This window comes from Pseudoalteromonas sp. UBA2102, assembly GCF_002331165.1.
GTDB lineage: Bacteria > Pseudomonadota > Gammaproteobacteria > Enterobacterales > Alteromonadaceae > Pseudoalteromonas > Pseudoalteromonas atlantica.
This window is the reverse complement of the sequence record NZ_DCYU01000101.1, coordinates 7,193-14,575: the sequence shown is the minus strand read 5'-3', so window position 1 is coordinate 14,575 and position 7,383 is coordinate 7,193. Positions and strand designations below refer to the sequence as shown.

At 43.7% G+C, this 7,383-nt stretch carries 7 protein-coding genes; all 7 read left to right on the top strand.

Features of this window, described 5'->3' with window-relative positions; all coding sequences use genetic code 11:
* Window positions 1–615 (top strand): sigma-70 family RNA polymerase sigma factor (locus B2R65_RS14080; protein ID WP_286743660.1); only part of this gene is annotated, 615 nt, incomplete at its 5' end.
* Between the two features lie 66 nt (window positions 616–681).
* On the top strand, window positions 682–1,563 hold the full coding sequence (gene prmA, locus B2R65_RS14075; protein ID WP_004588629.1) for a 50S ribosomal protein L11 methyltransferase: 882 nt from the start codon (window positions 682–684) through the stop codon (window positions 1,561–1,563).
* A gap of 282 nt (window positions 1,564–1,845) precedes the next feature.
* Window positions 1,846–2,817 carry a tRNA dihydrouridine synthase DusB gene (dusB, locus tag B2R65_RS14070; protein WP_004588630.1) on the top strand — a complete coding sequence of 324 codons (972 nt, stop codon included), beginning with the start codon at window positions 1,846–1,848 and terminating at the stop codon, window positions 2,815–2,817.
* Window positions 2,818–2,836: 19 nt separating this feature from the next.
* Window positions 2,837–3,127, top strand: coding sequence for a DNA-binding transcriptional regulator Fis (gene fis / locus B2R65_RS14065; RefSeq protein ID WP_002957804.1), 291 nt, complete (start codon window positions 2,837–2,839; stop codon window positions 3,125–3,127).
* A 324-nt stretch (window positions 3,128–3,451) separates the two neighbouring features.
* Complete coding sequence (gene purH, locus B2R65_RS14060) at window positions 3,452–5,038, top strand: bifunctional phosphoribosylaminoimidazolecarboxamide formyltransferase/IMP cyclohydrolase (RefSeq protein WP_286743623.1); 1,587 nt, start codon at window positions 3,452–3,454, stop codon at window positions 5,036–5,038.
* Window positions 5,039–5,135: 97 nt separating this feature from the next.
* Complete coding sequence (locus B2R65_RS14055) at window positions 5,136–5,957, top strand: class I SAM-dependent methyltransferase (RefSeq protein WP_286743620.1); 822 nt, start codon at window positions 5,136–5,138, stop codon at window positions 5,955–5,957.
* A 16-nt stretch (window positions 5,958–5,973) separates the two neighbouring features.
* On the top strand, window positions 5,974–7,257 hold the full coding sequence (purD, locus tag B2R65_RS14050) for a phosphoribosylamine--glycine ligase (RefSeq protein ID WP_024031418.1): 1,284 nt from the start codon (window positions 5,974–5,976) through the stop codon (window positions 7,255–7,257).
* Window positions 7,258–7,383 lie beyond the last annotated feature (126 nt).

Genomic DNA, 7,383 nt, shown 5'->3' with positions numbered 1-7,383 from the left:
GGCTTGATGAAAGCGGTAGATAAGTTTGAATACCGCCGTGGTTATAAGTTCTCGACTTATGCTACGTGGTGGATTCGCCAAGCGATTACCCGCTCAATTGCTGACCAAGCAAGAACAATCCGTATTCCAGTACATATGATAGAAACGATTAATAAACTTAACCGTATCTCTCGTCAAATGTTACAAGAAATGGGTCGTGAGCCAAATCCTGAAGAATTAGCAGAACGCATGATGATGCCTGAGGATAAAATCCGTAAGGTACTTAAAATTGCCAAAGAGCCAATTTCGATGGAAACACCAATCGGTGATGATGAAGATTCGCACTTAGGTGACTTTATCGAAGATACCACTATTGATTCGCCAATCGACTCGGCAACAATGGAATCTCTTCGTGGCGCAACAAACGATGTGCTAGCAGGCCTTACAGCCCGTGAAGCTAAAGTACTTCGTATGCGCTTTGGTATTGATATGAATACCGACCACACCTTAGAAGAAGTAGGTAAACAGTTTGACGTAACACGTGAGCGTATTCGTCAAATAGAAGCGAAAGCACTGCGTAAATTACGCCACCCTTCTCGCTCTGATTTACTAAAAAGCTTTTTAGACGCTAAATAATTTAGCGCTTCATATAAACTAAAAAGGCCGCTGTAGCGGCCTTTTTTCTATTTAAAGGAAACAACCATGGCTTGGATCCAAATCCGTATCAATGCCAATGCTGCTACCGCAGATGCAGTGAGTGACTTATTAATGGAAGCAGGCAGCGCCTCTGTTACTTTTATTGACGCTAAAGACACCCCTATTTATGAGCCTAAAATTGGCACCGTTGAGTTTTGGGCCGATACCACTGTAATTGGTCTATTTGAAGCCAATCATGATATGAACGCGGTAATTGCATTACTTAAGCGTCATGATGAAATTAAAGACACGCTGGTATACAAAATTGAGCAACTAGAAGATAAAGACTGGGAACGTGAGTGGATGGATAACTTTCACCCAATCCAGTTCGGCGAAAAACTGTGGATATGCCCAAGCTGGCGCGACATTCCAGACCCAGATGCAGTTAATGTACTGCTCGACCCAGGCCTTGCGTTTGGTACGGGTACGCATGCAACAACGGCACTGTGCCTTAAATGGTTAGAAAGCCAAGATTTAACCGGCAAAACGGTAGTAGACTTTGGTTGTGGCTCGGGCATTTTAGGCATTGCAGCCATTAAACTTGGTGCAGAGCGCATGATAGGTATTGATATTGACCCGCAAGCACTTGAAGCAAGCTTAGATAACGCACAGCGTAATGGCGTAGCCGATAAGCTTGAGGTATACCTACCAGAAAACCAACCTGAGTTTAGTGCTGATATTGTAGTAGCTAATATTTTAGCGCAACCGCTGCGTGAGCTTCACAGTGTAATTTTGGGATTACTTAAACCGGGTGGCAAAATTGCTATGTCGGGCATATTAGAAGAGCAAGCCCAATCGGTTGCCGATATTTACGCACCGTTTATTGAGCTTGACGATATTGCACTAGAGGGTGATTGGACCCGTGTAAGCGGCACAAAAAATAGCTAACCGCATACATTTATAAATTTAGAGTTTTAACTCAAAACTTGCATGTAAAGCCTGTATTTAACAGGCTTTACTATTTTTTTACAGTTAGAAAATTAGCACGCATAATTTGACAAAATTATTTTTTGTTTAAATTTCAAACAAATCGACCCACTTGTCATGCGGTTATCAAAAGTCAATACGAAAAGGGCAAAAAAAAGTCACTTTTGTTCAATTTATAGCCTTTGATTTTTCCTAAAAAAACCGTAAACTTAGCGCCCCTTGAAAAGAGGCCTATTGAATACAGTGCGTATCGGTTCATACCAACTTGAGAATAATGTAATAGTCGCGCCAATGGCAGGTATTACAGACAGACCATTTAGACAGCTTTGCCGCCGCTTAGGCGCAGGCTTGGCCGTGTCTGAAATGTTATCGTCAAACCCGAAGGTTTGGAAAACTGAAAAATCGATGAACCGTATGGATCACAGCGGTGAGTCGGGTATACGCGCGGTGCAAATTGCAGGAGCTGATCCTGAGCTTATGGCGCAGGCCGCACAATTCAATGTTGCTAACGGTGCACAGATCATAGATATCAATATGGGGTGCCCAGCAAAAAAAGTGAACAAGAAACTCGCAGGCTCTGCATTATTACAGTTTCCTGAACTTGTGGAAGAGATAGTTGATGCAGTGGTTAACGCTGTTGATATCCCGGTCACACTTAAAATCCGCACAGGATGGGATCAGGACAACCGTAATGGTGTAGAGATTGCGAGAATAGCTGAGCGTTATGGCATTGCGTCACTTGCCGTACATGGGCGTACACGCGCATGTATGTACAAAGGTGAAGCAGAATATGCCACGATTAGGGATATAAAACGCTCAGTGTCGATACCTGTGGTTGCTAATGGTGATATTACATCTCCAGAAAAAGCAAAGCAGGTTTTGGACTATACGGGTGCAGATGCCATCATGATTGGCCGAGCCGCCCAAGGTCGCCCTTGGATATTTAGGGAGATAGACCACTATTTGCGAACTGGAGAACACTTACCACCACCTGCTATTTCAGAGGTGCGAAGTATTTTAATGGAGCATTTAGATAACCTCCATGCGTTTTACGGCGAGCCAATGGGAGCGCGAATCGCTCGCAAACATGTATCTTGGTATTTGCAAACCCATGACAGTGACGGTCAGTTTAGGCGAGTATTTAATGCGCTCGACAACCCACAAGCACAGGTTGACGCATTAACGCAATACTTTAAAACACTAGCAGCTAACTAAGAAAGAAAGAGATTAAATAATGTTCGAACAAAACGTGACTTCTCCATTTATCACAAACCCTCATGTTCAGTCACACGAGAAACCGCAGCCATTGCGTGATGCAGTAAAAAAAGCTGTTCACCACTATTTAAAGCAGCTTAACGGTCAAGATGTGCAAGACGTTTACGACCTTGTTCTTTCAGAGCTAGAAGCGCCATTACTTGAAGAAGTAATGACATACACACGTGGTAACCAAACTCGTGCGGCAATTTTACTAGGTATCAACCGTGGTACTTTACGTAAAAAGCTTAAAAAATACGGCATGAACTAATACCAATTATATTGAAAGCGTAAGCATGCTAACGAACTAAACAAGCCCATAACGGCGTTAAAAATTTCTTATGTAGAATAACTACACTGTAAAATTTTTGCCTTGTTATAGACTTGTTTTCCTATCGTTATAACTGCTTACTAATCAAATACAATTGGTATCATGCAAAAAAGCACCTTAGGGTGCTTTTTTTATGCGCACAATTTAGTAGAGATGTTGCAAAATGCTCACGCTTATTGGCGCTTTATAAGTCGTTTTTTGAGTAGTAATCAGTTAAAATGCCCGCTTCTAAGCTAGCTCATTAACTGAGGAAATTAAACTACAATGGATACTCATCGTCCTATTCGTCGCGCACTATTAAGTGTGTCTGATAAAACCGGTATTGTTGAATTTGCCCGCGCACTAGAAGCGCAAGGTGTAGATATTTTATCAACTGGCGGTACCTGCAAACTCCTTGCTGATAACGGCATAAAAGTGACTGAAGTATCAGATCACACAGGTCATCCTGAAATCATGGATGGTCGCGTAAAAACCCTTCATCCTAAAATTCACGGCGGTATTTTAGCGCGTCGCGGACAAGATGAAAGCGTAATGGCAGATAACAACATCTCTGCTATCGATATTGTTGTAGTTAACTTATACCCCTTTGCGAATACTGTCGCTCAAGAAAACTGCAGCCTTGAAGATGCTATTGAAAACATTGATATTGGCGGACCTACCATGGTTCGTGCAGCCGCTAAAAACCACAAAGACGTCACCATCGTGGTAAACGCAAACGATTACGAGCGCGTTATTAGCGAAATGCAAAGCAACAATGGCTCAACAACGTACAAAACACGTTTTGATTTAGCCATTGCCGCGTATGAGCACACAGCTCAGTACGATGGCATGATTGCTAACTACTTTGGCAAAATGGTACCTGATTACACTGAAGAAGCCGCTGAAGAGACTAAATTCCCACGCACTATCAATATGCAATTCACTAAAAAGCAAGATATGCGTTACGGTGAAAACTCACATCAAGATGCTGCTTTTTATGTTGAAAACAACGTAAGCGAAGCGTCTGTTGCAACAGCTACTCAACTACAAGGTAAAGCCCTGTCGTTTAATAACATTGCAGATACCGACGCAGCACTTGAGTGTGTTAAAGAATTTGATGTACCTACATGTGTTATTGTTAAACACGCAAACCCGTGTGGCGTTTCAATTGGCGAAGATATTCTTAGTGCTTACGACCGCGCCTTTAAAACAGATCCAACCTCAGCGTTTGGTGGCATTATTGCCTTTAACCGCGAGCTTGACGCTGCAACAGCACAAGCCATTGTTGAGCGTCAATTTGTTGAAGTAATTATTGCTCCTAGCGTTTCAAGCGAAGCAGCAAAAATTGTTGAAGCGAAAAAGAACGTACGCTTATTAGCGTGTGGTCAATGGAGTGGCAAAGCAACTGGCCACGATATTAAACGCGTTAACGGCGGTGTTTTAGTACAAGACCGCGACCTAGGCATGGTCACCCAAGGCGATTTAAAAGTCGTGTCTAAGCGCCAACCTTCTGAGCAAGAACTTAAAGATTTACTATTTTGCTGGAAAGTAGCTAAGTTTGTTAAATCAAATGCGATTGTATATGCCCGCGACGGTATGACCATTGGCGTAGGCGCAGGCCAAATGAGCCGTGTTTACTCAGCTAAAATAGCGGGTATTAAAGCCGCTGATGAAAATCTAGAAGTACCTGGCTCTGTGATGGCATCAGATGCGTTTTTCCCATTCCGTGATGGTATAGACGCAGCAGCAGCCGCTGGTATTACCGCGGTTATTCAACCGGGTGGTTCAATGCGCGATGAAGAAGTTATCGCCGCCGCTGACGAAGCTGGCATGGCGATGGTATTTACCGGCATGCGCCACTTCCGCCACTAATCACACAAAGGGTTAAACACAACGTTTAGCCCTTTTTGTTTGCAATCAATTCACGTATTCTGGTTCAACACCTATATAAAATGTTAAGGAACAAACGATGAAATTTGCACTAAAGTCACTACTTGTTGCCTCGCTTACGCTGACCTCAACAATGGCACTTAGCCATAACCATGAGTCAAGCCTTAGCCATGCTATTCAATCAAGCGAGCGTAGCGCTAAAAATAGCGCCCGCGATGAATACCGTCACCCAGAGCAAACACTGGCATTTTTTGGTTTTAAACCAACAATGACCGTGGTTGAAATTGCCCCAGGCGGTGGTTGGTACAGCGAAATTTTAGCCCCAGCACTTAAAGAGCAAGGCTTATATTACGCAGCGCATTTTCCGAGTGATTCATCGGTAGGTTACTACCAGCGCTCTTTAGCCGGCTTTAAGAAAAAAATGGCCGAAGATGAGCGTTTTAGCAAAGTAAAAATTTCTGAGTTTGCCCCATTAACGCACACTGATATTGCCCCTGCCGGCACTGCCGACATGGTATTAACCTTTCGCAATGTACATAACTGGTACATGGGTAAAGACACTAAAGGCGCACTCAGTGCATTTAAGTCTTTTTATAAAGCGTTAAAACCAGGTGGCGTATTAGGTGTAGTTGAACATCGCTTAGATGAAAGCCGACCTGATGAGGATCAAAAATCAACCGGCTACATGAAGCAAAGTTACGTGGTCGATTTAGCTAAAAAAGCTGGATTTGAATTAGTTGCAAGCAGTGAGATTAACGCCAATCCAAAAGATACAGCCGATCACCCTAAAGGTGTGTGGACGCTACCACCTAGCTTACGCCTTGGCGAACAAGACGCTGATAAATACAAAGCTATTGGTGAAAGCGACCGTATGACGCTGAAATTTAAAAAACCGCTTTAAATAGGAATATTTCGCCATGAATGTATTAGTCATTGGCAGCGGCGGCCGCGAACACGCACTTGCGTTTAAGGCCGCTCAAAACACGAAAGTAAACACTGTATTTGTAGCACCGGGTAATGCCGGTACTGCACTTGAGCCAAAACTAGAAAACGTTGCAATTAACGTTGAAGACCTAGATGGCCTATTAAGCTTTGCGCAACAAAACAATGTAGAACTTACTATTGTTGGCCCAGAAGTACCGCTTGTATTAGGCGTAGTAGATAAGTTCCGTGAACACGGTCTCGCTATTTTTGGTCCAACAGCCGGTGCAGCGCAGCTAGAAGGCTCTAAGTCGTTTACTAAAGACTTTTTAGCTCGCCATGCCATCCCAACCGCTGATTACCAAACGTTTGAACAAATTGACCCTGCCCTTGCTTATTTAAAGGAAAAAGGCGCGCCAATTGTAATAAAAGCAGATGGCCTAGCAGCTGGTAAAGGCGTTATTGTGGCAATGGATGAGCGCGAAGCTGAAGACGCTATTCGCGATATGCTTGCCGGTAATGCTTTTGGCGAGGCTGGCAGCCGCGTCGTGATCGAAGAGTTTTTAGAAGGCGAAGAAGCCTCTTTTATTGTTATGGTTGATGGTAAAAACATTTTGCCATTTGCAACAAGCCAAGATCATAAGCGTGCATACAATGGCGATGAAGGTCCAAATACTGGCGGCATGGGCGCATACTCACCGGCACCTGTAGTAACCGACGAAATCCACCAGCGCATTATGAACGAAGTAATCGTTCCTACCGTTGAGGGTATGGCAAGCGAAGGCCATCCTTACACTGGCTTTTTATACGCAGGCTTAATGATAGATGCCCAGGGCACGCCTAAAGTAATTGAGTACAACTGTCGTTTTGGTGACCCTGAAACGCAACCTATGATGCTTCGTCTTAAATCAGACTTAGTTGAACTAGTTGAAGCGGCAAACCGCGAAGAACTTGATAAAACAACCATTGAGTTTGACCCGCGCGCAGCCGTAGGTGTTGTACTTGCCGCTAAAGGCTACCCAGGTGACTACCCTAAAGGTGATGCAATATCAGGCCTTAAAGTTAACTACCCTGCTGATGAAAAAGTATTTCATGCGGGTACTAAGCAAGATGGCGAAAACGTTGTCACCGCAGGTGGACGTGTATTATGTGCAACGGCACTCGGCAATACCGTTACCGAGGCACAGCAACGTGCATACGAGCTTGTAAAACAAATTAGCTGGGAAGGTATGGAGTACCGCACCGATATTGCTTACAGAGCGATTGCCCGAGAGCAGTAGCCTGTAACTAAATTATTGGTTTAACTTAGGGCCTGTTTATCTTTCGAGATTAAATTTGCAGCAGTGTGTTTGGTATTTAGGCAAGGCAGAGCCTATGTAGTGTGGTTATTCCCCATAAATAGGCGA